Annotated in this window: 29 protein-coding genes and 2 tRNA genes; 18 read left to right on the top strand and 13 right to left on the bottom strand. The window is 61.6% G+C overall.

What is annotated here, in order from left to right; translation table 11 throughout:
- Positions 1-2: 2 nt before the first annotated feature.
- Together EPO61_08005 and EPO61_08000 are read right to left on the bottom strand one after the other, a co-directional pair.
- A complete protein-coding gene (locus tag EPO61_08005; protein ID TAJ08838.1) occupies positions 3-446 on the bottom strand; it encodes a DUF5069 domain-containing protein in 444 nt (147 codons plus the stop codon).
- A gap of 2 nt (positions 447-448) precedes the next feature.
- Complete coding sequence (locus EPO61_08000; protein TAJ08837.1) at positions 449-1,123, bottom strand: DUF3386 family protein; 675 nt, start codon at positions 1,121-1,123, stop codon at positions 449-451.
- Positions 1,124-1,441: 318 nt separating this feature from the next.
- Here EPO61_08000 and EPO61_07995 point away from each other — a divergent pair, with 318 nt between their 5' ends.
- Positions 1,442-1,759, top strand: coding sequence for a hypothetical protein (locus EPO61_07995; GenBank protein ID TAJ08836.1), 318 nt, complete (start codon positions 1,442-1,444; stop codon positions 1,757-1,759).
- A 66-nt stretch (positions 1,760-1,825) separates the two neighbouring features.
- Here EPO61_07995 and EPO61_07990 read toward each other — a convergent pair whose 3' ends face one another.
- Entirely contained in the window at positions 1,826-2,122 is a 297-nt protein-coding gene (locus EPO61_07990; GenBank protein TAJ08835.1) for an adaptor protein, read from the bottom strand.
- A gap of 52 nt (positions 2,123-2,174) precedes the next feature.
- Positions 2,175-2,867, bottom strand: a complete 693-nt coding sequence (locus EPO61_07985) for a hypothetical protein (GenBank protein ID TAJ08834.1) — start codon at positions 2,865-2,867, stop codon at positions 2,175-2,177.
- Between the two features lie 58 nt (positions 2,868-2,925).
- Between EPO61_07985 and cax the strand changes: the two genes are divergently transcribed.
- A complete protein-coding gene (gene cax / locus EPO61_07980; GenBank protein TAJ08833.1) occupies positions 2,926-3,999 on the top strand; it encodes a calcium/proton exchanger in 1,074 nt (357 codons plus the stop codon).
- Positions 4,000-4,105: 106 nt separating this feature from the next.
- Here cax and EPO61_07975 read toward each other — a convergent pair whose 3' ends face one another.
- A complete protein-coding gene (locus EPO61_07975; GenBank protein ID TAJ08832.1) occupies positions 4,106-4,303 on the bottom strand; it encodes a hypothetical protein in 198 nt (65 codons plus the stop codon).
- Positions 4,304-4,497: 194 nt separating this feature from the next.
- On the opposite strand from EPO61_07975, the gene EPO61_07970 reads away from it, so the two are divergent.
- Entirely contained in the window at positions 4,498-4,854 is a 357-nt protein-coding gene (locus EPO61_07970) for a hypothetical protein (GenBank protein TAJ08831.1), read from the top strand.
- Between the two features lie 2 nt (positions 4,855-4,856).
- Here EPO61_07970 and hemW read toward each other — a convergent pair whose 3' ends face one another.
- A complete protein-coding gene (gene hemW, locus EPO61_07965) occupies positions 4,857-5,981 on the bottom strand; it encodes a radical SAM family heme chaperone HemW (protein TAJ08830.1) in 1,125 nt (374 codons plus the stop codon).
- A 146-nt stretch (positions 5,982-6,127) separates the two neighbouring features.
- The gene (locus tag EPO61_07960) at positions 6,128-6,394 is read right to left on the bottom strand and encodes a hypothetical protein (GenBank protein ID TAJ08829.1); all 267 of its coding nucleotides are present in this window, start codon (positions 6,392-6,394) and stop codon (positions 6,128-6,130) included.
- A gap of 164 nt (positions 6,395-6,558) precedes the next feature.
- Here EPO61_07960 and EPO61_07955 point away from each other — a divergent pair, with 164 nt between their 5' ends.
- Genes EPO61_07955 through EPO61_07945 form a run of 3 tightly spaced genes read left to right on the top strand, consistent with a single transcriptional unit; the run spans position 6,559 to position 7,800 of the window.
- The gene (locus EPO61_07955) at positions 6,559-6,783 is read left to right on the top strand and encodes a zinc ribbon domain-containing protein (GenBank protein ID TAJ08828.1); all 225 of its coding nucleotides are present in this window, start codon (positions 6,559-6,561) and stop codon (positions 6,781-6,783) included.
- Positions 6,784-6,806: 23 nt separating this feature from the next.
- Complete coding sequence (locus tag EPO61_07950; protein TAJ08827.1) at positions 6,807-7,130, top strand: hypothetical protein; 324 nt, start codon at positions 6,807-6,809, stop codon at positions 7,128-7,130.
- Position 7,131: 1 nt separating this feature from the next.
- Positions 7,132-7,800: a hypothetical protein gene (locus EPO61_07945; protein TAJ08826.1), complete on the top strand. Its 669-nt coding sequence runs from the start codon at positions 7,132-7,134 to the stop codon at positions 7,798-7,800.
- A 9-nt stretch (positions 7,801-7,809) separates the two neighbouring features.
- On the opposite strand, the gene EPO61_07940 is transcribed toward EPO61_07945, so the two are convergent.
- Entirely contained in the window at positions 7,810-8,697 is an 888-nt protein-coding gene (locus tag EPO61_07940) for a formylglycine-generating enzyme family protein (GenBank protein ID TAJ08825.1), read from the bottom strand.
- Complete coding sequence (locus EPO61_07935; GenBank protein ID TAJ08824.1) at positions 8,694-9,452, bottom strand: iron-containing redox enzyme family protein; 759 nt, start codon at positions 9,450-9,452, stop codon at positions 8,694-8,696. The genes EPO61_07940 and EPO61_07935 overlap by 4 nt, the downstream gene beginning before the upstream one ends.
- 87 nt (positions 9,453-9,539) lie before the next feature.
- On the opposite strand from EPO61_07935, the gene EPO61_07930 reads away from it, so the two are divergent.
- The 3 genes from EPO61_07930 to EPO61_07920 all read left to right on the top strand — a co-directional run bounded on the left by EPO61_07930 (position 9,540) and on the right by EPO61_07920 (position 10,629).
- Complete coding sequence (locus EPO61_07930; GenBank protein ID TAJ08823.1) at positions 9,540-9,824, top strand: hypothetical protein; 285 nt, start codon at positions 9,540-9,542, stop codon at positions 9,822-9,824.
- A gap of 90 nt (positions 9,825-9,914) precedes the next feature.
- Positions 9,915-10,376 (top strand): DUF1499 domain-containing protein, encoded by a 462-nt coding sequence (locus tag EPO61_07925; protein ID TAJ08822.1) that lies wholly within the window; start codon positions 9,915-9,917, stop codon positions 10,374-10,376.
- The gene (locus EPO61_07920; GenBank protein ID TAJ08821.1) at positions 10,306-10,629 is read left to right on the top strand and encodes a DUF2007 domain-containing protein; all 324 of its coding nucleotides are present in this window, start codon (positions 10,306-10,308) and stop codon (positions 10,627-10,629) included. Before EPO61_07925 ends, EPO61_07920 begins: the two co-directional genes overlap by 71 nt.
- 3 nt (positions 10,630-10,632) lie before the next feature.
- Here the strand turns inward: EPO61_07920 and EPO61_07915 are convergent, their stop codons facing one another.
- Complete coding sequence (locus EPO61_07915) at positions 10,633-11,073, bottom strand: hypothetical protein (GenBank protein ID TAJ08820.1); 441 nt, start codon at positions 11,071-11,073, stop codon at positions 10,633-10,635.
- 64 nt (positions 11,074-11,137) lie between these two features.
- On the opposite strand from EPO61_07915, the gene EPO61_07910 reads away from it, so the two are divergent.
- Positions 11,138-11,497, top strand: a complete 360-nt coding sequence (locus EPO61_07910; protein ID TAJ08819.1) for a hypothetical protein — start codon at positions 11,138-11,140, stop codon at positions 11,495-11,497.
- Positions 11,437-11,868 (top strand): DUF2784 domain-containing protein, encoded by a 432-nt coding sequence (locus tag EPO61_07905; GenBank protein TAJ08818.1) that lies wholly within the window; start codon positions 11,437-11,439, stop codon positions 11,866-11,868. The genes EPO61_07910 and EPO61_07905 overlap by 61 nt, the downstream gene beginning before the upstream one ends.
- Positions 11,869-11,941: 73 nt before the next feature.
- Here EPO61_07905 and EPO61_07900 read toward each other — a convergent pair whose 3' ends face one another.
- Positions 11,942-12,706, bottom strand: a complete 765-nt coding sequence (locus EPO61_07900; GenBank protein TAJ08817.1) for a hypothetical protein — start codon at positions 12,704-12,706, stop codon at positions 11,942-11,944.
- A 265-nt stretch (positions 12,707-12,971) separates the two neighbouring features.
- On the opposite strand from EPO61_07900, the gene metH reads away from it, so the two are divergent.
- Positions 12,972-16,679: a methionine synthase gene (gene metH, locus EPO61_07895; GenBank protein ID TAJ08816.1), complete on the top strand. Its 3,708-nt coding sequence runs from the start codon at positions 12,972-12,974 to the stop codon at positions 16,677-16,679.
- Between the two features lie 49 nt (positions 16,680-16,728).
- On the opposite strand, the gene EPO61_07890 is transcribed toward metH, so the two are convergent.
- The gene (locus EPO61_07890) at positions 16,729-17,235 is read right to left on the bottom strand and encodes a hypothetical protein (GenBank protein ID TAJ08815.1); all 507 of its coding nucleotides are present in this window, start codon (positions 17,233-17,235) and stop codon (positions 16,729-16,731) included.
- Positions 17,236-17,368: 133 nt separating this feature from the next.
- Here EPO61_07890 and EPO61_07885 point away from each other — a divergent pair, with 133 nt between their 5' ends.
- Positions 17,369-20,266, top strand: a complete 2,898-nt coding sequence (locus EPO61_07885) for a GAF domain-containing sensor histidine kinase (GenBank protein TAJ08814.1) — start codon at positions 17,369-17,371, stop codon at positions 20,264-20,266.
- A 5-nt stretch (positions 20,267-20,271) separates the two neighbouring features.
- On the opposite strand, the gene EPO61_07880 is transcribed toward EPO61_07885, so the two are convergent.
- Positions 20,272-21,429, bottom strand: coding sequence for a response regulator (locus EPO61_07880; protein ID TAJ08813.1), 1,158 nt, complete (start codon positions 21,427-21,429; stop codon positions 20,272-20,274).
- Positions 21,430-21,782: 353 nt separating this feature from the next.
- Here EPO61_07880 and EPO61_07875 point away from each other — a divergent pair, with 353 nt between their 5' ends.
- The 5 genes from EPO61_07875 to EPO61_07855 all read left to right on the top strand — a co-directional run bounded on the left by EPO61_07875 (position 21,783) and on the right by EPO61_07855 (position 24,213).
- On the top strand, positions 21,783-22,526 hold the full coding sequence (locus tag EPO61_07875; protein TAJ08812.1) for a ribonuclease PH: 744 nt from the start codon (positions 21,783-21,785) through the stop codon (positions 22,524-22,526).
- A 3-nt stretch (positions 22,527-22,529) separates the two neighbouring features.
- Positions 22,530-23,147, top strand: coding sequence for an XTP/dITP diphosphatase (locus tag EPO61_07870; GenBank protein TAJ08811.1), 618 nt, complete (start codon positions 22,530-22,532; stop codon positions 23,145-23,147).
- 102 nt (positions 23,148-23,249) lie between these two features.
- A tRNA-Pro gene (locus EPO61_07865) sits at positions 23,250-23,326 on the top strand.
- A gap of 346 nt (positions 23,327-23,672) precedes the next feature.
- Positions 23,673-23,749 (top strand) — tRNA-Arg (locus EPO61_07860).
- A 71-nt stretch (positions 23,750-23,820) separates the two neighbouring features.
- Positions 23,821-24,213: a response regulator gene (locus EPO61_07855; protein ID TAJ08810.1), complete on the top strand. Its 393-nt coding sequence runs from the start codon at positions 23,821-23,823 to the stop codon at positions 24,211-24,213.
- Positions 24,214-24,300: the final 87 nt, after the last annotated feature.

The raw sequence follows: 24,300 nt of genomic DNA, 5'->3' as shown, positions 1-24,300 counted from the left end.
TCTTATCCCCTCACGTTCGCCGTTCGTTTCGGCACAGGTCGTTTTTCATCCAAGTCCAGCAGGTCGGCCCAGGCGGTGATGTCGGGCCTGCTTGGGTCCACCGCATCGCGCAGTTTTTTGAAGTAGACCCGCTTTTCTTCTGTGTCCGGCTCCCAGGTCAGGAACCGTGCGTTCCATTGCTCAATTTCGGCGGGACTGTGCGATGTGGCGCTCTTCTTGAACCACTCGGCCAGGGCTGGGTCCGTCATGCCGCGGGCCGCTTCTGTGAACTGCTCCGCTGTGATGCCGGCAAAATCCAAAAGCCGTTGGTCCATCGGGCAGGGGTATTTGTACTCGCCCTGCGTGCTGGCCAATGTCGCCCGGCACTTGTCGATCATCCGGGCTAAGTGCACATAGCCGACCAGCTTGTCTTTGGGGCTGCGTGGGAACTGCTTGCGAAGATCCATGCTCACAGCATCTTGTGGTTTTTAAATGTAAGAGACCTGGCAGCCACCTCTCCGTTCTCGTAGGTGATAATTTGTCGGCCGGCCGGCAAGTCCGACGAGCCGATGCGGGTGTGGGTGTCAATGAAGCTCTCCACGTTGGTGAGCTTGCTGTCCTGCGGGTTGTAGTAATAGACCGTGTAGCGGGTGGTGAGGAACTTGTTGTCCTTGGTCAGGGCGCTGTCCTCCACGTTGATCGTGAAGGCCGTGTGCGGCATCTTGCGGTTGATCTGGGTGATCCGGTCGCCCTTGACCCGGTAGTACGAGTGCATCCCGTCCCCATGGATGGTCAGCTTGGGGCCGAGCGGATGGTCGCGATCTTCTCCCAAAGTCAGAGAGTACTTGCCGTCCGCCTCCTCGAATTTGCGTGGGGCTCGGTGGACGGCGATCATGCCGATCTGGCCTTCCGCCCACTTCTGGACTTCCGGGTCTGGCAGACTGACGCTGACGTCGCGCGGTCCTTTCACAGTGACGCTGCCCCGGATTTCCTTGCCGTTCACGTTCACGGTCAGGTCGGCGGTGAACCCTTTGAAGTCCGGTTGCCAGCGGGAGGTCTTTTCGAAGGCCCCTTTTAAGAGGGCGCGGGCTTTGGGGTCGTCCTGGACGTCGGTCTTTCCTTCTTCTCGCTTATACATTTCCATCGGTTAGGCTCCTTTTTGTCATGGGGCGTTATCTTGTGCGCATGAAAGGGCAGGCGATTATATCGCCGGTTTTCGCCTGGGACAACCTACAGTCGCGGCTTCGATTGTATGCGGAACACCGCAATCAAACATATTGTTGCAATATCAATAACTTGCGTTCACTGTCAACAGGTTTGAAGAGCCCCATTTAAGGCCTTGTGCAGTAAAAATGCCCATTTTGCTGGAAAAATGAGGGCTCTTAGTATATATTCTGCCATTCTATCTCAGCATTACGAAGTCCAACCCAAAGGAGTGGGCTGGAGAAAGGTCAGGGGGGATATGGAACGACGAGCAGCGTCCCACACTGAAGAAGAAGAATTGAATCAGCGGCGCCGACTCTTGAACTCGGCCCGCAAGGGAGATCCGAAGGCGATCACCAAGCTTTTCGAACTGTACCAGGTTCGGGTGTATAGCGGCGAACTTCTGAGCAAGCCCAGCCGGATTCCGGCCTGGCCCACCGCGCATCAGAAGGACGGGAAGAGCCATGCGAAGCCGAAGGCCTCCGTTCGGAAGAAGGTCACCCAACGGTCGGCGCGATCCACTCAGCGGGCTGCCACCAGCAAAGCACGGCCTCGCCGGAAAGTTTCGCACCGGTAACCGTCCTAACGCACCAATATTGACGAACGGGAGGGGTAGGCGAGAGCATCGCCTGCCCCTTTCTTGTTATTGGAGCGCGACCCGTAGCCCACCGCCGGCCAGAAACTTCGCGATGCCTTCGGCCGTCTTCCACTCACCTTGATAGACCGTAGCGCTGCCTTCATGGTCGATGCGCCAGGCGAGCTCGAATGCTTTTGCGGGGGTCATGCCGGGAATGACTTCGCAAAAGAGGGCAATGACTTGTTGATAGGTGTGGCAGTTGCAGTTGTAGACGATCACACGGGCTTCCAGCCCATCGCCGACGCCTGTGTGTTCTTCCTCGATGGTCTCGGGAACGGCAACTGTGCCTGGAGACTCAGCCATTGCCGAATATTCTAACAAGCAGCCTGCCGGCCTGCCAAGCCCGGTCCTCTTCTCAGTAGCCTTCTCTGGGGAGCCACTGGTTGGGCAGTGCAATTCCGTCCCTGTCGCAGGTCCGAGTTAATAAGCGAAAGTGAGATTCCGAGTCGGTCACCGCCTCCAGCCCGTGTTGGCGAGCGAGGCGGATCGTGTAGGCGAGCGCGGCGGACGTTTTGACCAGGGCCAGCCCGTACTCGTAGCCGTAGCTGTCCTCCAATGACGACGACGATCCGCTCGACCGCTGCAGCTCCGCGAATGTCCAGGGGTGCGCGACCCGCTCTGCTTCGATGAGCCTGAGCAGGACGGCCGGGCCGGGCACCAGTTGATTCCCGATCCGCATCCCGTGGGACAGGTCGAAGAGTCCCCGCTGAAAACGCCGGTCTTCCCGCAAGGCTCGATGGAACTCCGCTCGCCAGGCCGGGTCGGCCAGATCCCGGTTCACCGCGGCGATCGTTTCTTCATTGAGCGGGCCGCTGACGTTATACCCCTGGACGATGCGGCCCGCCTTGAACAGGGCTTCGTGATAGCCGCCCATCCGGTCTGCGTAGGCGGTGGTGCCGCTGAACTGCGTCAGTTGCAAGGCCATGTAGTCCCTGAAATGGACGGAGGCGTATGTATCCAGGAGGCGCGTGAGCGTCCGCTCGTGGCACAGGTGAAACGGGTAGTAAAGGGCCTGGCGAGATGGTGACGGGGAGACTGAGTCAGCCATAGAACGAGTCCGTTTCTGGGGCTATGCCGCCTTGAGCCGGTTATGCTACTCTGCCGCGATGTTCAAGCGGTTCACCCTCGGGCTCAATATCCTGTTCCTCTTCGTGCCGCTGGCTGTGGCATTGGAGCTGCTCCATGCCGATCCCATGCTGGTCTTTTTTTCCTCCGCCTTGGCGATTGTCCCATTGGCCGGCCTGTTGGGCAAGGCCACGGAACATTTGACCAGCCACGTGGGGGCCGGGCTGGGCGGATTGTTGAACGCCTCGCTCGGCAACGCGGCGGAGTTGATCATCGCCTTCGTGGCGCTCAAAGAGGGGTTGCACGACGTCGTTAAGGCCTCCATTACCGGCTCGATCATCGGCAATATTCTGCTGGTCCTGGGCTTTTCCATGGTGGCGGGAGGGCTCCGTCACGAACAGCAACGGTTCAACCGCACTGCCGCGGGGGTGGGGGCCAGCCTCCTGCTGATCGCTGCGGTCGGCCTGGTCGTGCCGGCCATCTCGGATGTCACCGCCAAGGAGCAAGGCGTGGCGGTGGACCGGGCCTTGAGCCTCGGTATCGCGGTGATTCTCTTTGCCATCTATCTGCTGAATTTGCTGTTCTCGCTCAAGACCCACCGGCACCTGTATGTGGGGGAGGCGGTTGATGCGGAAGAAACCGGCGAGGACGCGTGGCCGCTCCGCAAGTCCGTGTGGGTGCTGGCGGTCGTGACGGCTGCCGTGGCGGTGATGAGCGAAATCCTAGTCGGCGCAATCGAGCCGGCCGCCAAGGGCTTGGGCCTGACGCAGGTGTTTGTCGGGGTCATTCTTGTGGCCCTGGTCGGCAACGCGGCGGAGCATTCGACGGCGGTCATGGTGGCGATGAAGAACAAGATGGACCTGGCCTTGGGTATCGCGATCGGGTCCAGTCTGCAAATTGCCTTGTTCGTCGCGCCGGTGCTGGTGTTTGCCAGCTACCTGATGGGGATGCCGCTGGATCTGATCTTTACGCCCTTCGAAGTGGCGGCGGTGACCATCTCCGTGCTGGTGGTCGGTTTCGTGTCGATGGATGGGGAGTCGAACTGGATGGAAGGGGCGATGTTGATCGGGGTCTATCTGATCTTAGCGCTCGCGTTCTATTTCCTGCCCGCCTAGTCTCTCATAAATTGTGAATGATGAATGTTGAATGATGAATTATTGTGCTCAGCGTGTTGATTCTATCAATTCAGAATTCACCATTCTAAATTCATAATTCGGTTCGTTACCACCGGTCCATGTCGATGACTTCGGTGGCGTCCCAGAGGTTCTTCCACTCGGCGTCCGCCGCGGCCAATTCCTTGTCCCGCTCGGTGACTTCTTCGAGATTCTCTTTTTTCGTCCCCGAGGCAGAATCGCCGCCGGCCTGCGCGTCTTGCGCCGCCGCTTTCTTACGCTTCTTGGGATCCATGTTCACCGGCATGATGACCCTCGTATCTTGCTGGATGGCTCAGACCTCTTCCTACCGCCGCGCCGGCCTTTTGTCAAGGTCCCTGCTGCGGGCTCTGTGCAAGCCCCTGTGCACATTCACGTGATTGACTCATTCCGACCTGACTGCTAGAGTTGGCGCCGTTTGGCCGGCTTGCGTCAGGGGCGGCCTGAATTCGGAGATGCACCATGGTCCTGAGTGCCAAAGTCCTGTGGCCGCTGTTTCCTCTCTTGCTCCTGATCGTTGTGGTGTGCCTGACGTGGGCCCTGGTCCATGTGGTGCGTCGTTCCAGCGGTTCCACAACGGTCTGGCTCCAGGCGGGAGCCCTGGGGGGCTACCTGCTGGCGGCGATTGCCGCTGTTGCCAGCGAACGGGGAGCCATCTCCGCCCACGTGCATCGGCCTTTTTCGCTGGTCACCCAGGTGGTCTTGGCTCTGGCCTTGTTCCACATGTGGGGGAAGGATCGGACGCTCGCCGCGCTCAACATGACGGCCTGGGGGGCGATTCTGGCCGACACGGCACTGCATTACTTACTCACACGCTAGCGTTACAACAGTTCTACCGCCACTTGGTCGGCAAATCGCCGCCCCAACGCAGTCAACCGGACTCGGTCCGCTTCCAGCTCGATCAACCCGTCTCTTTCCAACCGTTGCAGCTTCTGCTTCCACTGGTCCGCCGATTGTGCCAATGATCCGTTGAGCCGGACTCCGTCGGTGAGGCGCAGCCCGAACACCAAGGCTTCCCGCTGACGTTGCGCGGGACTCAATTGCTCCGTCTGCATTGTGGCAAGCCGGCCGGCCGCCAGCTGGTCCTGATACGCGGTCAGGTCTTCCACGTTTCCGAAGCGGCAGCCGTCGAGGTAGGATTGGGCGCTGGGGCCAAGTCCCAAGTAGTCTCCCCCTTGCCAGTAGAGTAAGTTATGGCGGCAGGCAGAGCCGGGCCGGCAGTAGTTGGAAATCTCGTACCGGTCGAATCCCGCTTCCGTCAAACGGAGCGCGGCTTCATCTTCCATGGCGTTTTGTCGGTCCTGGTCCGGCTCAGGCAGGTCGCCTCGGTGCAGGGAGACTTGGAGGTGGGTCTTGTCTTCGACGGTCAGGGCATAGCAGGACAGGTGGGTGGGAGCCAAGGCCAACGCTTGCGCCAGCGTCTCATGCCAGCTGGCGAGGGTTTGGCCCGGCAACCCGTAGATCAGATCCAGGTTGAGGTTGGCGAAACCAACTGCTCGGGCATGGGCGACGGCTCGGTCGACGGACGCCCCATCCGTCTTGCGGCCGACTTGGAGCAATTCCTCTTTGTCCGCTGACTGGATGCCGAAGCTGATCCGGTTAAACCCGGCTTCGCGGAGGGTTTGCAGCCCTTCTTCGGTGACCGAGTCCGGGTGCGCTTCCACGGTCACTTCCGCTTGCCTGGCCAGCCCGAAGCTGTCCCGCACCAGGGCGAGAATTTCGACGAGCTGCCCGGGATGGAGCGTGGTCGGGGTCCCGCCGCCGAAGTAGAGGCTGTCCGGCAGACAGCCCCCCAAACTATTCTGCGCCGCATGCAGACAGATCTCGCGAGCCAGTGCTTCGACATAGGCTTGCGCCCAGTCTTCCCGGTGAATGCGGAGATAGAAAGCGCAGAAGCTGCAGCGGGTGCGGCAGAAGGGGACGTGAATGTAAATGCCAAGCGCCATACCAAGCTTCGCTTGAGCCGGCCCCTTCGATCAAAGGGGGCCGGAGAAGTTTTTTGCCGCCCGTGAAATATGATCGAGCTTGCTAGGCCGGCCCCTTCGATCAGCCGGGGCCGGAGAGATCCTTTGCCGACAGTGAACGTTAAGTCTCAGCCCAAGCCGAGCGAGGGCTTCGAGAAATCCTTCACCAGGGAAATTTCAATTTCATCCAGCGGAGAAAGCCCGCGGTTCCGCACATGAGCCGACCAGGACGGATGCCGCCGGAGGGACTCGAAGAGGACCCGGAGGAGTTCGGGCTTGACCAACCGTTCCCATTCCTGGACCCAGGCATAGTTGTCCACTTCGCCTTCATAGTCGTCGGGAAAGGAAGCTTCGAGGCTGAAGCGGAACGAAAACGTCTTCTCCTCTTGAAACATGTCATCCTCCATACCAAGCTTCGCTTGAACCGGCCCCTTCGATCAACTGGGGCCGGAGAGGCTTTTTGCCGACAGTGAGCGCTGCGAACCGCTCCGGCACCGTTGCGGTATGCGGCGCGAGGCCCTATAATAGCACCCACATGAGTTAACAGGGGAGAGGAACGATGCCGATTTTTGAATATGTGTGTGGGGAGTGCCAGCATAAGTTCGAGATGATCGTCCAGGGTTCCACCGTACCCGCTTGTCCTTCCTGCAAGGCGACGAGGCTGGAGAAACTGATTTCCGGTTTTGCCGTGGGCGCGACCGGCGTGCCTTCCTCCGGCGGCGCCGGAGGCGGCTGCGGGTCTTGCGGCGATCCGCGCGGTCCCGGCGCCTGTTCGATGAACTAGCGGCCGTTGAAAAAGTCTTCCAGATGAGCGAGACCGACGAGCAAGCCGTCCGGCAAGCCATTGCGACCCTCTCGCAAGCCGATCCCATCCCGAAATTACTCCAGCAGGTGAAGCTGGGAAAAATGAAGCCGACCGATGCGGGCCTCAGAGCTATCACGGAGGCTTGGTTGGGTACCTACCGGCACGTCATCGAGAGGGGTTTGGCGTTCGACGCCACGACCTTGCGGCGGCTGGACCCCTCGCCCCGCCTGGCGGTGCTGATTGAAGCCGGGGTGCTGGCGGATGACCATGCAGCCGTGGCGTCGCTCCGCAAGACGTTCGACCAGGCGCTGGCCGGCGCGAAGTAGCATGACCGTGCGAGGCCTGGCGGTGCTGGCGATTATCGGCCTCGCGACGGCCGATCCGTCGCTCCTCTTCGGCCAGGAAGTCACCGGCGTTCGCCCCCTGCTGGTGGTGGAACGAGACAAGCTACCGTCCCTTCTCCCGTCCGGTACTCATCTCCTTGTCGAAACCGCCGCGATCGAGCAGTTCCTGCATGCGCTGGACGGGATGCCGCCCGATTGGGCGCCGGTCTATGGACAGGGGCATCACGATCCGGGTCATGACGACCGGCTGTTTGCCTTGAATCGCGAACGTGACGCCAAGCGTGTCGGGAAGCCGGCGCTCCAGTGGCTGGTCACGTTTCTCTGGTCGGGCGTCTTGTCCGGGTACGATCCCAAAACCGGCGGGTTCAGCGTGGCGCTCGGTCCGAAGTTCAACCCAACCGGCTGGGGCGTCGTGAGGTTCAAGCCGGAAAATCTCCCCTCCAACCTGACGGCGATTCCCAACCCCAGCTTGCGGGAAACCTTGCGCCGGAAATTCGAAAAAGGGCAGCGGATTGAGATCGACATAGCCATGACCGGCCGATTGATCCCGGAGGAGTCGTTGGTCTATGACTTCTCGCACGAGGAGGAAGGCCGGGGCCTGATCATGCCGGTCGTGCGAATCGAGCGGGTGGATTGTTTGTTGCTCCGCTAAGTGGAAGGCTTACGACACATCCTTCGCGCAGCGGAAGCCGGTCCCGCTCTGGCGGTCGTCCGGAAATCCGTAATCCCGGTCGGCCGTCCGCAAACTCTTCGCCGGTTTCAACCAGGATCCTCCGCGCACGACTTTCAAGAGCACACCGTCCGGTCCCTTGGGATCGGCGGGAGGCGCTTTGAGATAGTAATAGGGCTCGAACCAGTCCTGCACCCACTCCGAGGCGTTGCCGGCCATATCGAGGAGCCCGTAGGGGCTGGCTCCTTCAGGGAAGCTCCCGACCGGCAAGGTCAGCACTTCTCCCCTGAGGCCTCGCTCCTCCGAAAGGCGCGACCCCTCGCCCGTGACCCAGAAGGCTTTCCACTCAGCTCCATCTTTGAATTCGACGGTGCGGCCGGCCCAGTAGCTGGCGCTGTTGGCCCGCTTCAAGGCCCACTCGTTTCCCCAGGGGTAGCGGCGCCCGTCCTGGCCCCTGGCCGCCTTTTCCCATTCCGCTTCGGTCGGGAGACGTTTGCCGGCCCACTGACAGTAGGCGACGGCATCGTGCCACGCGACATTCACCACCGGATGCCGCCTGCTATCCGGGAGCGGCTTGCCGTGAAACCAGAGCGTGACATCCGGGTTCACGTTACTAGGGGGCCTGTGGTCTGTGGCAGCGATGAACTGCTCGTACTTGTCGTTGGTGACTTCATGCCGATCCATCCAGAAGGCGCGGAGGGTCACGGTCCTCTGGGGTCGTTCGTCGGAAAACCCGTCCTCTCCTTCCGGACTGCCCATAAGAAATGGGCCGGCGGGAATCAGGACCATGTCAGGTTCGTCGTGTAGGAGAGGGGCGAGCGATTGGCAGCCGATCAGGCTCAACCAGACCGAGACGGCCAGGAAGGTATATCGCATCACGATCTGGGTTGCTTCAGGCCGCACGCGCGGGCGATGCCGTCGCGATAGCGGAGCCAGAGCGCCAGCGTGGTCTTCAGGCAGGCCAGCACCGCCCGTTGCTGCGCCGCCGTCGTCGCACAGCCAAGCACCATGTCGTAGGCGTCGTGCCTGTGTCCTGCCTCGACCAGCTGATGGGCCCGGGTCAGGTCCATGGCCGCAGCGGGAACGCCATAGTGGCGAACCAGCGGATGTCGGGCGATATGGGTTTCGATCTCCGCCTCGGTTTTCGGTTCGGAGGGATGGAGGAGTTCCTGACGGTCGTTGAGGCTGCCTTCCACGAAGACCGTCAGCGCCGCGGCGCCGACCACCCAGTCCCGGTTGTCTGTTGCTCGATCCAGCCAGCGGCGATAGGCGAGGCTGGCCGGCAGCAGGCGCACTCGCTCAAAATCCTTGGCGGGAAAGCCCAGGCCCTCCATCATCGTCAGGAGCAGGTCCGGGTGGGAACGGCCCAGCGACAGGCCGCCCGTGTCCTCTTCGTAGATGTTTTTCGCCAGCATGCTCCGGACCTGCGCGGGCGGGTTCCGGCCGTGGATGCGGGCGAGCAGGACGGGAAAATCCCGGACATAGACGGCATATTCCTGCTGGAAGTGAATCTTGAGCTGCTCTCTGGTCGCCAGGCCCTCGCTGAAATGGGGCCAGGCCCAATGGTCCTTGCGGTCCAGGAAACGGAGCAATCGCTCGCGGAACTGATCGGGCGGCAGAGGGCTCTTTACCATGCGTCCGCCTTGCTTTCGTTGGGACCTCTGTCTAGAATCCAGCATGCATTCATTGGACGCCTGTGTGATGCCCATGGGGTCGTTGGCATGAACCCGATCACGATTCAAAATCCGGACGCTATCCTCAATCTCCTGGCCGAGGTCTCCCTGCGTGGCAAAGGTTTCACCACGGACTGTCTGCTGGACTACGTCCTCGACGAGGGATTCACCGAGCCGATCTATCTGAACGCCGCCGGCGAGGACCCGGAGGCGTTCTTCAAAGACCAGCCGAACGCCTGGGCGACCTATCAAATCCGTGAGTGGAAGCGGGTCCTGACCGTGTCGGGTGGAGCCGGAAAAGAACGTCGCGTCCAGATCACCGAGACCCCGTAGCAGAGGCTCTCAGGCCCAGGCGGTCTTCTATCTTTCCCCTGGCCACACTGAGTGTACGGGGTTCGACAAGCAAAAGACAATCGGGCCACAATGGAACGGAGAGAGGCCTTGCGCACCGGCATGATGACGGTCCTCGTCGGTCTGGCTGTCCTGGGCGTCTTCCTCGTTTCGCTGACTGGCTGTTGGCCGGTGATCAATGATGTGGAAACCGGCAAGACGCCGGAATATCCGGATCTCGTCCCACGTACCTATGCGGCCAAGCCAGAGCTGGTGTTCGACGCGGCGCTGCATGCGATCCATCGTCTTCCACGCTGGTCGTTGGTTGCTCATCGGCCTGAGTCGGGGGAGATCAGAGCCGAGGCCACCAGCCGTCTCTTCCGGTTTGTGGACGATGTGACGATCCGGGTGCGGGACGAAGAGGGCAAAACGGTGGTGTCGGTCCGGTCCGCCTCGCGTGTCGGGAAAGGGGACTTCGGACAGAATGCCAGAAACATTCGCGCCTTCTTCGAAGCGCTGGATGCCCAACTGCAACGTCCCGACGAACATCGGTAGCAACGAGGGTTGCATGGACATGGTCAGGCTGATCGAGCCGCAGGACGAAGGAGAGCTGGCGCTGATCAAGAGCCTGTTGGACGGCAACGGAATCCGGTATTTTGTCAAGAACGAACACTTCGGCGGCTTGTACCCTGGGCTGTCCTTGCCCTTCAATCGGCGCGAGGTGATGGTGCATGAATCGGAATTGGGGCGGGCCGGCACGTTGTTGGGGCGGCTGACGTTGCCGCACGATCTCGGCGAAGCCGGGTGACGCTTACTGGTAATACCAGCCGCTCACCAGGGTATCCTCTTCAAAGTAGAGGTAGCGGTGCTTGACGGTGGCCGAGTCCTTCCAGTCCTCGAAAATCCATTCTTCCCGCCTGATACCCTCTTTCGTATAGCTCACGTTGATCGTATAGGGCGAGCCCCAGGCCTTGAGGACCTGCTGCTTCGTCATGCCGATCATGACCTGCTTGTTTTGGATGTGCTTTTCGAACGTCGGGTCCAGGTAGCCCGGCAGGTAGCGCCAGGTCAGCATGAGCAGGAAGAGCACGGCCATGCCGGTGTAGATTGCGGCCCGGACCGGTTTCCGGCACATCCATGACGTTGGCTCGGACGGGACCGGATCGGCAGGGGGTTGCGCGTGCGCCAGGTCGGACGCAGCCAAAGCGTTGGGCCGGGGAGTATCCTGGATGTGACCGTGAGATGTTGTCATGACGCGGCGCAGTCTAACAGCCGTATGAAAGGACCGTCAAGCCAACCGGTGACGGATGAGTGCCATGTTCGTTGAGGTTGAGAGCAATCCCAACTGCGAACAGTCGGTCTTTGCCCGGTTCAAGGAGGCGGGGCTGGCGAAGCGGGTCACGCAGGTCCGGAGCTACGAACGGAGTGCGCAAGGAGAGTGGTGCTGGGTGACCGGCTGGACGGATGATCAGGAGCATCCGCTCTGTCCCGCCTCTGCACAGTTGGTCGAGGATTCCGGGGCCGGCTTGGCCTATCTGGTCTTTGGGGGGCTTTGGGGCATCAGGATGAAACCGGTTGCCTTGGCGGAAGAGTGGAGCCTGCTTAGCCCCCGGCAATGGGGCGAGCCCTATCTTTCCCTGGCGGATGCCAAAGACATTCGTTTCGAAGAAGCGTAGACGGTGCTATTTGCGGGAGGGCCATGGCCTGGAAGTTGGCTGCTGACTTCGTCGTCCTCATCCATCTCCTCTGGATCGGCTTTCTCCTGTTCGGCGCGCTGCTGGTCCGACGGTGTCGCTGGGGGAAATGGCTTCATGTGGGAGCCCTGGTGTTCAGTGTCTGCCTGCAACTGTTCCACTGGGTCTGTCCCCTGACCTACCTGGAGGTCTGGCTCCGCCGGCAACACGATCCGACCTTGACGTACACAGGAGACTTCCTCGCCCATTACGCCGAACGGTTGGTTTATCTGCGGGTCCCTCCGCTGATGCTGCTGGTTGCCACTATGTGCGTGGTCGGACTCTCAGTCTGGGTCTACAGGCGAAAAGTCTGAAAGTCGTAAAGTTATCAAAGTGAGACTTCAGACCTGACGACTTGATGGGCTTTACGGACTTTCCAACTTTTAGCTAGTCGGCGTACTTGGGCAGGGGAATCTTTTTGGCCTGAGGCGGCGGAGGGGCCTGGCGGGAAAATTCCGGAGAGAAAGGGTTGAGGATCGGCTCGTGTGTGAGCCGTTGGCGCTGCTTGACCAGTTGGATGCTTTGCGCGCTGATCTCCAGCCGGTCGATGGGGGCCTTGAGAGTCAGGAACTCCGGCAGGCCCTGCAACGTGAACAGTTGGAATGCCAGGGTCCAGTCCAGCCGGTCTTTGGCCTGTTCGCGCACGATAAAGCGTGCCGCAGGAGAAGGCTGGCCTTTGAACACCAGCACCCAGATATTGGAGCGAAACGCCGGCGCCGCCGGTTCAACCGGCGGGCGGAATTCAGGCACCAGTGAGGATATCCGCTCGATCGGCACGGCGGGGGAAAACTCGATGTCCACCAGATTGACATAGAGCGGCGGAGCATCCGACGTGTCGCTCAGGTCCGTGACGTAGCCGAAGGAGTAGCGGACATCCACGCCGTCCCGCTTGTACGTGTAGACATCCTCGCCGTTCTGCGGGGCGACCAATTTCTTGTAGAATTTTTCCCAATCCGAAAAGGAATAGTAGTTGAATACCCGCAGGGCGGCTTTCCGGTCGCGGACGGCCTGAGGCTGGCCCAGCTTGGCACGAAGCTCAACTTGCGTGAGCCCCAGGTAACCATCCTCGAAAATGGCGGCGGCTTCGGAACGGCTCGGACCGAGAAGAAGCACCACAAAGAGTCCCAGCGCAGAGGCCGCGAACGAACGCAAGGATAGCCGTAGAGGGGGAAAAATGAACGGGAGAGAAACGTTGAAGGTGTGCGCAGTCACGAAAACCCTCAGTCCCTGCGCATCCTATCCACGGGTCTGTGCAAAGTCAAGGCAACGGATGACGGTAGCGCACGGCTGTCAATGTTCTGGTGCGGTCGGGAATCACGGCAGCGGGAAGGCCGCGTCTTGCGCGGTTTCCGGTGTTCCAGTATAGTGCGAATTCTCAGATGTAGAGCCGGTTTACAGTCATATTCCGAGAGGAACAATGGGACGAGAAATAGACGGGGCTGAGACTCTCCGTCGGATCATGCAGCGCCGCATCGTCGTCATTGACGGGGCGATGGGTACGATGATCCAGACGCACAAGCTGGATGAAGCCGCCTTTCGGGGACGGCAGTTTGCCGCGCATAGCCACGACCTGAAGGGCTGCAACGATTTGCTCTGCATCACGCAGCCGGAGATCGTGGCCGGCATCCACCGTCAGTTTCTGGAGGCGGGCGCCGACATCATCGAAACCAACACGTTCAATTCCACGTCCATTTCAATGGCGGACTACAAGCTGGAGTCGCTGGCCTATGACCTGAATTTGGCCGGGGCCAGAGTCGCCCGCCGGGCCGTCGACACGGTGATGGAAACCACGCCGGATCGCCCGCATTTTGTGGCCGGGGCGGTCGGGCCCACCAACCGTACGGCTTCCATGTCCCCCGACGTGAACAATGCCGCGTTTCGGGCGGTCACCTACGATCAACTGGTGGCGGCCTACACCGAGCAGGTCCGCGGCCTGATGGACGGAGGCGTGGATCTGCTCCTGTGCGAAACGGTCTTCGATACGCTGAATCTCAAAGCCGCCCTGTTCGCGATCGATCAGTATTTCGAGGAGGCGGGCCGGCGCGTGCCGGTGATGGTCTCGGTGACGATCACGGACCGGAGCGGGCGCACGCTCTCCGGGCAGACGGTGGAGGCCTTCTGGAACTCCATCTCCCACATGCCGCTGCTCAGCGTGGGGATCAACTGCGCGCTCGGCGCCAAGGAGATGCGTCCCTACATCGAAGAACTGGCCCGGATCGCGCCGGTCCCCATCAGCTGTTATCCCAATGCCGGCCTGCCCAACGCCTTCGGCGGGTTCGACGAGACGCCGCAGATTATGGGCGCCGATTTGCGGGACTTCGCCTCGCAGGGCTGGGTGAACATCGTGGGCGGCTGCTGCGGGACGACCCCGGCTCATATCCGGGCCATCGCCGAATCGGTCCGGGATTGTCCGCCCCATGTGCCGGCCAAGCCGGAGCCCTATACCCGCCTGAGCGGGCTGGAGCCGCTGACGATCAGGCCGGACATGAACTTCATCAACATCGGCGAGCGGACCAATGTGACTGGCTCCCCCCAGTTCTCCAAGCTGATCCTGGGCGGCCAGTACGAAGAGGCGTTGAGCGTCGCCCGGCAGCAGGTGGAGGGCGGCGCGCAAATCGTCGACGTGAACGTGGACGAGGGCATGCTGGATTCGAAGGCGGTGATGGAGAAATTTCTCCACCTGGTCGCCTCCGAGCCGGACATCGCCCGCGTGCCGATCATGATCGACAGCTCCAAATGGTCGGTCATCGAGGCGGGCCTCAAGTGCGTGCAGGGCAAGGCGGTGGTGAACTCGATCAGCCTGAAGGAGGGGGAAGAGGCGTTTCTCCGCCAGGCGCGCCTGGTTCGGCGGTACGGGGCGGCGGTCGTCGTGATGGCTTTCGACGAAGTCGGTCAGGCGGATACGCTGGAGCGCAAGGTTGAAATTTGCACCCGCGCCTACAAGTTGCTGACCGAGAAGGTCGGATTTCCGCCGCAAGACATCATCTTCGACCCGAACATCCTGACCGTCGCCACCGGCATCGAGGAACACAACAACTATGCGGTGAACTTCATCGAAGCGACCAGGCGGATCAAGGCGACGCTCCCCCTGTGCAAGGTGAGCGGGGGGGTGAGCAACATTTCCTTCTCGTTCCGCGGCAACAACGTCGTGCGGGAAGCCATGCATTCGGCTTTTCTCTACCACGCGATCAAGGCCGGGCTGGACATGGGCATCGTCAACGCGGGACAGCTGGCCGTGTACGAGGAGATTCCCAAGGACCTGCTGGAGCTGGTGGAGGACGTGCTGCTGAACCGGCGCCCCGACGCCACCGAGCGGTTGGTGACCTTCGCGGAGTCGGTCAAGCAACGGGGCAAGGCAGTGGTGGAGGAGGATGTCTGGCGGAAGGGCACGGTCGAAGAACGGCTCTCGCACGCGTTGGTAAAGGGGATCGTGGAGCACATCGAAGCTGACGTGGAGGAGGCGCGGCAGAAATACGATCGGCCGCTGCACGTCATCGAAGGTCCGTTGATGGCCGGCATGAACATCGTCGGCGATCTCTTCGGGGCCGGCAAGATGTTTCTGCCCCAGGTGGTGAAGAGCGCGCGGGTCATGAAAAAGGCCGTGGCCTATCTCCTGCCCTTCATGGAAGCCGAGAAGCAGAAGCTGGGTAGTTACCAGGCCCAGGGCAAGGTGCTCCTGGCCACGGTGAAGGGCGATGTCCACGACATCGGGAAAAACATCGTCGGCGTAGTGCTGGGCTGCAACGGCTATGAGATCACCGACCTCGGGGTCATGGTGCCCTGCGAGAAGATCCTCCAGACCGCGCGCGACCTGAAGGTGGATATGATCGGCCTCAGCGGCCTGATCACCCCCTCGCTGGATGAGATGGTCCACGTTGCGGGCGAGATGGCGCGCGAGGGGTTTCATGTGCCCCTGCTCATCGGCGGGGCGACCACCAGCAAAGCCCATACGGCGGTCAAGATCGCGCCGGCCTACGCATCGCCCGTGGTGCATGTGCTGGATGCGTCCCGCGCGGTCGGGGTGGTCAGTCAGTTGATCAGTCAGGACCAACGAGCGGCTTTTCTCGAAAAGACCCGAACGGATCAGGAGCAGATCCGTCACGCGCATCAAACCAAAACGGCGAAGCCGCTGTTGACGCTGGAGCAGGCGCGGCAGGGCCAGCCTTCGTTCGACTGGCCGGCCGTGGACCGGCCCCAGCCTTCGTTCCTCGGCCCCAAAGTGCTGGAGGCGTTTCCTCTGGAGCGGCTCGTGCCGTTCATCGACTGGTCGCCGTTTTTCCATGCCTGGGAGTTGCGCGGACATTACCCCCAGATTCTGGAGGACGCGACGGTCGGCGCCAAGGCCAAGGAATTGTTTGCGGAGGCGCAACAGTTGCTCAAGGAGATTGTGGCCGGCAAACTGCTCACCGCCCGCGGGGTCTATGGGTTCTTCCCGGCCAATTCGGTCGGGGACGACATCGAGGTCTATGAGGATGACACCCGCCGGGTCGTACGGACGGTCTTTCACACGCTCCGCCAGCAGAGCGAGAAGCCGGCGGATCAGCACAATCTGGCTCTCGCCGATTATATCGCGCCCAAATTCACCGGGCTCGCGGATTACCTGGGCGTCTTTGCCGTGACTACGGGCGTCGGCCTGGACCGCCTCTGCGCCAGGTTCGAGAAAGACCATGACGACTATAACTCGATCATGGCCAAGGCGTTGGCCGACCGGCTGGCGGAAGCCTTTGCGGAGTGTCTGCACCAGCAGGTTCGGGAGGAGTGGGGCTACGGCAAAATCGAGCGGCTCTCGAACGAGGAGTTGATCAAGGAGAAGTATCGGGGCATCCGTCCCGCTCCCGGGTATCCTGCCTGTCCGGACCATACGGAGAAGCGGCTGCTGTTCGATCTGTTGCAGGCGGAGAAACAGGCGGGGATCACGCTCACGGAAAGTTTTGCGATGTGTCCGGCCAGTTCGGTCAGCGGGCTCTATTTCGCCCATCCCGAATCCACGTACTTCGCCGTCGGGAAGCTCGGCCGCGATCAGGTTGCGGACTACGCCCGGCGCAAGCGGATGGATCTGCGGGAGATGGAACGCTGGTTGGCGCCCAACTTGAATTACGATCCGGCGGGGGGGGCGGGATCATGAGCTCTGCGGAGACGGGGGTGCGCTCCGCAGAGGCTCAGGAGGTTATCGGTTAGACGGAGGCCGTCGCGGCTTCGATCTCGGGCTCGGCCATCTGTCTGGCCACGGCAGATTGGAGGGCCGAGATGATCCAGTTGTACCGCTCTTCGGCCCAGGCGTTGAACGCATCGGCATCGGGAAACACAAGGTCCCAGGCCCGAGCGGCGTCCAGGAGCAACAACTGATGGGGTCGGTTCTCGCCGGGGAAATAGACCACCAGCACGGCGGAATTGCCGATCAGGCTGATGTCGGTGAAAACGTGGATCATCGAGGAGGCTGGCAGGTCCACCGCCCTGGTCGCGGCTTCCACGATCGGGTTGTAGACCCGCTGCAAGAACAGCGAAATGGACTCATACGGGGATTTCGATTCATGCAGCCGGGGATTCGGGGCCTCTCCAAACAGGTTGTCGGTAAAATAGGCGGCGGCTTCCCAGGAAGGCATCGAGCCGTTGGACATTTGCGATTCGCAGAGATACCCGAGCCAGTTGCGGGACGATTGGGGGGCAACGCACGTTGGCATGACACACTCCTCCGCTCGATGGAGAGCGTTTGGTTGACGTGGATTTGAATTGACCGGATTCAGTGCCTGGCAGGACGAACCCTGAGGACTCACCGGCGTAAACGACGTAGAATATAAGGCCAATGGGGGCCGGATGTCAATGTATCACTTGGCGCGTTTCTCCCTTAAGGAGATGGCCGAATGCGGCGCAGAGCTTCGCAAGCTGGGCGCTGAAGCGCAGAGCCTGGAAGAGGCGGCCGGCCGGATCGTCCGCCACCTCTATGGACACCTTGGCGATTCGGAGACGGGAAAGAAAGACTGTGTCCTCGTCCGGCTGTTCAAGACCCATCCGTTCGGCGGGCTGGATCAGGAGCTCCAACGCTACGCCAGGGGTCTGCTGGGGACGAGGCCTGCGGCGCCGAGTATACCCTGCTTCACCTTGATGGCCACGGCCGGGCTCTTGCCGGAATGGAACGACCGGCATCAATCCAAGCGCTTCAAAGCCATCCCGATCGCCGACCATCAGTTCGTTTCCCAGTTCCCCATGTTTTCCCAACTCATGACCCAGTTCGGCGTGGAGCTCGGGACGATTTTGGAGTCGCACACGGAATTGCTCCTGGATCGGCACGAGACCAGTTACAACGTCTTCCACGTTTCCGAGGCACTGGGTAGTCCCTACGTGCCGGGCCAGGCGCAGTTCGTGGTGCCGTACGGCGTGCGGTCGGTGCTGGGCTTCGGCGGTCTGCTGCCGTCCGGCTCGCTCTTTACCGTGATCCTCTTCTCTAGGGTGCCCATTCCACGGGACACCGCCGAGCTGTTCCGGACGTTGACGCTGAGCGTCAAAATCGCGCTCCTGCCGTTCGACGGTCGGGCGGATTTTACCGAGCGGGAGGAGCCCCGTGAAGCCGCCCTCGCGAAGGGCGAGCGGGCGATCAACGTGGTGAATTGGTTGCAGGCACGGATGGCCGTGCAGGAGCAACTGATCCAGGCCCACGATCAAGCCGTCATCGATCAGGCGAATCGCATCGAAGCGGCGATGGAGAAAATTCGAGACCAGGCCGAAGCCCTCGGCGCGATCGAGAAGGGGACGGCCCGGGCGGCGGGGGATGATTTCTTTCACTCGCTGGTTTCCCACCTGGCCATCGCGCTGAAGGTGCGGTATGCGCTGGTCGGGGAAGTGGTGCGGGACAAGACGCACATCCGCACAATCGCGGTCTGGGCGGGGAAAGACTTTAGGCCGAACTTCGAGTACGCGCTGGCGGATTCGCCCTGTGAGCGTGTGGTGGCCGAGGACCCCCAATATTTCGGGCAGGGAGTCCAGCGGCACTTTCCCAACTATCCCTTTCTGGCCGAGTTGCAGGCCGAAGGTTATTGCGGGATGCCGCTAGTCGACCGCCAGGGAAAAGTCTTGGGGCTGCTGGTCGTCCTGCATGATCGGCCGCTGGATGATGAGCAAAAAATCCGACAGGTGCTGGCCATCTTTGCGACCAGAGCCGGGGCCGAACTCGAACGGCAGCGCGCCGAGGCCATCCTCCGGGAGCAGAACGTGGCGTTGGCACAGGCGATGCCGGGCATTTCTGAAATCGATGCGCAGGGACGCTATGTGAAAGTCAATCCCATCTATGCCGGTTTGCTGGGCTATACCCCCGAGGAGATGGTGGGGATGCCCCGGACGCAGACGGTTCATCCTGACGATCACCGGATCGTCCGTGAAACCTACGACCGCATGCTGCGGGAAGGGAAAGCCGAATCCGAAGTGCGCGCGGTTCGCAAGGACGGCACGGTCTTTTATAAGCACATCATGATGGTCAAAAGTGTGGCCGGATCGCCGTCAGAATCCGGGCATCACTGCTTCATGCGCGACATCACCGAGCGTAAACATCTGGAGGAACAGCTCCAGCGGGCGGCGAAGATGGAAGCCATCGGCCGCCTGGCCGGCGGCGTCGCTCATGACTTCAACAACCTCCTGACGGCGATCACCGGATACGGCGAGATGCTGTTCCAGAAGCTGGCCCCCGGCAGTCCGCTCCGCGACCATGCCGAGGAGATATTGAAAGCCAGCGAACGGGCCGCCGCGCTGACCGCCCAGCTTCTGGCCTTCAGCCGGGGGCAGGTGGTGCAGCCGCGGGCATTGGATGTGAATCGGGTGGTCGGCAATACCGCGGGGCTGCTCCGACGTCTGATCGGCGAGCATATTGAGCTGGAGACACGCCTGGCACCGAAGCTGTTCCCGATCAAGGCCGACATGGGGCAGTTGGAGCAGGTCCTGATGAATCTGGCCATCAACGCCCGCGATGCCATGCCACAGGGGGGCAGCCTCGTGCTCGAGACGGTCAACGTTCCGGCCGAGTCCGTGGCGAAGCCCGGCCAGGCGCCGGGGTCGTCGCTCGTTCGGCTCTCGGTGTCCGATACGGGACAGGGGATGGATGAGAACACGCTCGCCCATATCTTCGAGCCCTTCTTTACGACAAAAGCTCCGGGGAAGGGAACGGGATTGGGGCTGGCCATGGTATATGGCATTGTGACGAAAAGCGGCGGCACGATCGCAGCGGAGAGCAAGCCGGGGCTGGGCAGCACCTTCACGATTGAATTCCCCGCCGCCGGAGATGCGATCGAAACGGGTTCGGCTCCGGCCGCGCCAGCCCAGGCTCTTGGCGGCACGGAGACGGTCCTGGTGGTGGAAGACGAAGAAGCGGTCAGAAATTTTGTGGGGGCCGTATTGCGGTCTCATGGATATCGGGTGCTCGAAGCCGCCGATGGCGAGGCAGCCCTAGCGCTATGTGGCCGCGATCCGGCGCCCATCGATCTCTTGCTGACCGACGTCGTGATGCCGGGCATGAACGGGCGCGGGCTTGCCGAGCGGTTTGCCGTCTTGCGGCCCGGCGCCGGCCTGCTCTATATGTCCGGATATACCGAAGATCAGGATCTTCAGCAGGGCGTCCAAAACTTGGGCGATGCCTTCCTGTCCAAGCCTTTTTCGGCTGCCGCGCTGGCGGAAGCCATCCGGACGGCGCTGGATGCCCGCATGCAGAATCCGGCGTCTGCTCGCTGAGCGGATCAACGGGGAACGGTCTCTCCTGGCGTGGCGCTCTCTCCTTCTCGGTCTCCGTACCGGTTCTTGATCAGCAAGACCTCAGCCCTCGAGCCGAAGAACAGGTCCAGCAAGGCCGCGTCGAAATGCGTACCGCGCTGCTGGCTCATGATATCGGTCGTCTGTTCCACCGAGAAGGCCGGCTTGTATACGCGTTTGGTGGTTAGGGCATCGAACGCATCGGCGATGGCCACGATCCGGCCTTCGAGCGGGATCGCCTCGCCCACCAAGCCCTTCGGGTACCCGCTGCCGTCGACCTTTTCATGATGGGTCAGAGCGATGGTGGCGGCCAGCTGCAGCAGTGCGGAATCCGACCCGGCCAGGATCTGGTAGCCGATTTCCGTATGGCGCGTCATGACCGCGAACTCGTCGGGTCCAAATCCGCCGGGTTTGAGCAGAATATGGTCGGGGGTCCCGATTTTCCCGATGTCGTGCATGGGACTGGCGATGCGAATCAGCTCGCAGTGGTCCGCGTCCAATCCATAACGCCGCGCAAGCAGGGCCGAGTAGTGGCTCATGCGCTTGATGTGCTGGGCCGTGCCTTTGTCCCGAAACTCTGCGGCAATGGCCAGGCGCTGGACGGTCTCTTCCTGGGAGAGCCGGAGGCTTTGTTCCGCCTCTTCGAGGCGCGTGACGGCCAGACTCAATTCGGCCGTCCGTTCCCGCACCATTTGCTCAAGATGTTCCCGATGGGCGTGGTTCTCGATCTCCAGACGCCGCCGGCGCAGGGCGTTGGCGATATTAATGAGGATTTCGTTGGTCTCGAAGGGCTTGAGGATGTAGCCGTAGGCTCCCGACTCCAGCGCGACGTTGGCCAATTGGGGATCGTCCAGCCCCGTCACCATTACGGCCGCGGTCTGCGGATAGTCCTTCAGGACCTGCCGGACCAAGTCCAGGCCTGATTCGCCCGGCATGTTGACGTCGCAGAGGATCAGGGCGAACTCCCGTTCGCTCAGCCGGCGGCGGGCCTCCTGCGCGTCTCCGGCGAGGGTGCAGGCATAGCCGTATCCTTCGAGCAGTCGGCCCAGCAGGCGCCGGGTCGCATCTTCGTCTTCGACGATGAGAATGCTGGCGGCTTGTTCGGATTCGAATTGTGCCATGGGTGGTCCGGCCTCCCGCTGCATGCATTATAGATCAGGGATAACCCCAGTCAACCGGTAAGTGCGCGGTAAAGGCACTGGGATGCGAGCGGTGTCCAAAAGGGTTGCCAGCAGAGAGGGAACCGGTTAGGCTGGTGTCGTGCCCTATGTCTTCCCTCATGAAAAACTGTTTGTCCTGGGCGTCGGCGTCCTGATCCTGGGGCTGTTGGTCGTTCGTGTATGGCTGGCTAGGCGGCGAGGGGTGGCTCGAGCTGTGTCCGTGCGTGGAGGGAAGCCGGACGAAACGGCATCGGCGCGTCCCGGTGATTGAGCTTTGTTCCTCTCGTCGTTTCCTTTATAATTCCGGAGCCTGGGCTTAAGGTTAAGGGGAGGCACGCATGAATCAGGCCGCACGGCTTTTGCGCCAGGACGGGCGCCGGAAGGATCAACTCAGGCCCGTCAAGATCACGAGGGATTTCATCAAGTGGGCCGAAGGCTCGGTGCTGATCGAAATGGGCGCCACCAAGGTCATCTGCACGGCCTCCATCGAGGAACGGGTGCCGCCCTTTCTCAGGGACAAGGGGCGAGGGTGGGTGACGGCCGAGTATGCCATGATTCCGCGGGCCACGCATGAGCGGACTCAGCGCGAGGCCGCCAAAGGCAAGCAAGGGGGCCGGACCCTGGAGATTCAGCGCCTCGTCGGGCGCGCGCTACGGGCGGTCACCGATATGGAGCAGATGGGCGAACGAAGCATTTGGATCGACTGCGACGTGATTCAGGCGGACGGGGGGACGCGAACCGCGTCCATCACCGGCTCGTTCATCGCGCTGGCGGACGCCTTGGCGGTCCTCAAGACCAAGGGGCTCATCAAAGCCCGCCCGTTGACGGACTACCTGGCCGCAGTGAGCATCGGCCGCGTGGGCGGCGAGGTCTTCGTGGACTTGGCCTACGAAGAGGACTCGCGGGCCGAAGTGGATATGAATCTGGTGATGACGGGCAACGGCCGGTTCGTGGAGGTTCAAGGAACCGCCGAGCGCCTGCCGTTTGCCAAGAAGGACCTGGACGAATTTCTGACGATGGGCGGGCATGCGATCCAGGAATTGGTGGCGCTGCAAAAAGAACTGGTGGGGAGCCTGGCGTAAAGGATGCGCCTGGTCACGGAACTGGTGCTGGCGACGAGGAATCGGGACAAAGGCGCGGAGCTGGCCGCACTCCTGGGCGATCTGGGGGTGAGGACCAGGACGTTGACCGAATTTCCGGATGCGCCGGAAGTGGTTGAAGATGGGGAGACCTGCCAGGCCAATGCGATCAAGAAGGCCAAGACCATTGCGCGCCATACGGGATTGCCTGCGGTGGCCGACGACACGGGGTTGATGGTGGATGCGCTGGGGGGACGGCCCGGCATCTATGCGGCGCGCTATGCCGGGGAGCACGCCACGTATGAAGATAACTGGCGGAAGTTGCTCCGGGAACTGACGGGCGTGCCTCGGACGCAGCGTCGGGCGCGGTTCGTCACGGCGGCAGCCGTGGCCTGGCCGGGGCTGGAGCCTGTGGATGTCGTGGAGGGAACGCTCGAAGGGGTGATCGCCGAAGCGCCGGCCGGCAGCCAAGGATTCGGATACGATCCGGTGTTTTTCGTGCCGGAGCTCGGCAAGACGCTTGCGCAACTCACCCCGGAAGAAAAGAACCGCGTGAGTCACCGGGCCAGGGCCTTTGCCAAAGTCAAAGAACTCTTGGGAGGAAAGCTTCCAAGGATTAAATGAAATGGGCTTCAACCCTTTCCGAGATGAAATCATAGATGCATGACCTAAGGGTTAGCGAGCGTCGGTGCCGAGATCGCCGTTGCCTGTATACGAGCTAAGGTTCGGGGCGTAGCGCAGCCCGGTAGCGCGCCTGCTTTGGGAGCAGGATGTCGGAGGTTCAAATCCTCTCGCCCCGACCAAAAATACAGAATGGGTCTTGAAGAGGATTTGAAGCCAGCGAGCGCCGACCGAATAGGGAGGAAGAGGCTATGTTAGCCCGGCAGCGAGCTGGCCGGTCGGAGGCGCAGGCGGAGCCTGGCGCCGGAGACCTAATCCTCTCGCCCCGACCACTCCTCGCTTCGCTCATGGCTATTGAGGTGGCGCACCCTCCGATAGGCGCCGCCGCCGAATATCTTCAACGATTGCGCGTCTCGCTTGCTCGTCGTTTGGCGCGACAGGTGCTCACAGATGGCTGTGAATCAGGCAGTGGCGCGCCAGCAGTACCGGCGGGCCATGGCGTTTGATCGCTAAACGAGGTGTCGCTACGCGCCCGTAGCTCAGTCGGATAGAGCACGAGCCTTCTAAGCTCGGGGTCGCAGGTTCGATTCCTGCCGGGCGCGCCACCCTCAAGTTTGGCAACCGGCGTCCGATATCGGACATGTAAGGATGGGTGAGATGCGGATGTAGGGCAAAAATGATGGCAGAACCGTCGGCGGCAATTACTGTGCTCCTAGTCGAGGATGAACCTGAAATCCGACGGTTCATCGTCAGGGTCCTTGCCGTACAAGGATACCAGGTCCTAGAGGCCCACGATGGGACACAGGCCCTTGCGCTGTGCCGACAGCACCCGGGCCCCATCCACTTGTTGCTCACGGATGTCGTCATCCCCGACACGAGCGGCCCGGAGCTGGCCGCCAACATCCAGGCGTTTCACCCTCAGATCCACCTCCTCTACATCTCTGCCTTTGACACTGATTTGCTCAAGCAGAACTTCGGTCTGAACGCGCGCGCGGCGTTTCTTCAAAAACCGTTCGACGCGGAAGATTTACTCAAAAAAGTCCAGGATGCGCTGCAGAGCCGGGACTAACGGTCCGTTATGCCGGTGGCATGGGGGGCGGGTACCGGCAGAATGGCGGGGCGTTCACCCCAAGGCTTCGATGGAGTCGATGGGCCG

The organism is Nitrospirota bacterium (genome assembly GCA_004296885.1).
Taxonomy (GTDB): Bacteria; Nitrospirota; Nitrospiria; order Nitrospirales; family Nitrospiraceae; genus SYGV01.
The sequence above is the reverse complement of the archived record's forward strand: the minus strand, read 5'-3'. Positions and strand labels throughout refer to the sequence as shown.